The following is a 1,345-nucleotide window of genomic DNA, read 5'->3' as shown; positions in this document are numbered from 1 at the left end:
CCGCATCAGCTTGCCGTTGAGCCTCGCAAAGCCTTTTTGCAGGGTCAGGTCGCGGCGCGGGTCGCGGCCGCCTTCATGCGCCGGGTCGTCGCCGCCTTCATGCGCCGGGTTGTCGCCGCCTTCATGCGCCGGGTTGTCGCCGGAATACGCCACCCGCAGCCACTGCATGGACGAAAGCAGGTTCGCCACCGGCAGCATGGCAAGCACATCGTCGCCGCCGGCGTAGATCACCCGGCCCAGGTGTTTTTCCTCCACCACATGGCGCACGACCGTGAGCGAGAAATCGTTGAGCGCGCCGGAAATGGCCAGATGCCGGTTGGGCGAGAGCGCCCGTTTTTGCGCGCCATAGGCTTGGATCAGCTTCTGCTTGACGGCGTGCTTGTCAAAGCCGTCTTGCACTTGCGGGTGGAAGCTCTCGCGATACGAAATGGCGTAGTCGTCGCCGCCGGAAAGCCACGCGCCCATGCGGTCGCCGTCCATGAGTAACAGCGCGTAGTAGGTTTCCAGACGAGCCGACGCGTCGTCACTGCCCAGCGTCCGCTGCACGAGGGACTTGGCTCGTTCGTAAACGCCCTCGTCTTCCGCATCGCGTGTCGCTTCCAGCAAACCGGGGATGAGCTTGGCATCGGCCAGGGCGGGGTTTTTCGCGTGTTTTTCGGCCAGCTTGCGCGGCAGGGCGACGGGGCTGGCCCGCCTGTCTTGAACCATCTCGGCGAATCCTTCCGCCGTGTGTCCGCCATGCCCCAACCATTGGTCGAGTTGATGTGCCAGTGCCATGGTGTGGGTGGAGACCACAAAGCGGCCGATCTTCTTGCCGCCCAGCGCCTGACTGACTTCTTCCGCGAAGAAGGTGGGCCACAGACGTTTGATCGCGGGCAGCGCGCCCAGGTGTTCACCTTTCTTTGCCCAGGCGGGCATTTCCTCCGCCACCTTGGCCCAAAGGGTATCGGTTTGTTGACGGTAGGATTTCTGCAACTGCGCGGGGTCGGTGGTCAACCATTCGGTCTCGCCGGTCAGTGAGCACCGCCAGCCTTTTTGTTCGGACTGATCGAAGGCGCGCACGGTCTTAGCCGCAGCCAACACCCTCTCCGCCAGGTCATAGACCGCCGGGTAGAGCACGCCAGGGTTGGGCGCGAAGAAGGTGGTGCCGTCGCTCCAGTCGATTTCCTTCGCCAGAATCTTCCAGGCCGGTGTGTCGAGAAAACCACAGGGCTGGCCGGCTTCCGCGCCGAAGAAAGGCGCCATCGCAGCGGAAAGCTGGCTCACATCCAGGTCGGTCTGTTTGGTTTGGTTGCGCGGGCGAATCAGCGAGAACGGCACCGCCGCCCAATGCACTTCCGGGAAG

General features: G+C 63.6%; 1 protein-coding gene. It reads right to left on the bottom strand.

What is annotated here, in order from left to right; genetic code table 11:
• Positions 1–1,345, bottom strand: a 1,345-nt coding sequence (cas10, locus tag ADADOO_RS01280) for a type III-B CRISPR-associated protein Cas10/Cmr2 (RefSeq protein WP_511274356.1), incomplete at both ends; no start/stop codon positions are given.

The sequence above is a fragment of the Azonexus sp. genome (assembly GCF_036170495.1).
Lineage (GTDB): Bacteria > Pseudomonadota > Gammaproteobacteria > Burkholderiales > Rhodocyclaceae > Azonexus.
Note: the sequence above shows the minus strand (reverse complement) of the source record. Positions and strands in the feature narration are given on the sequence as shown.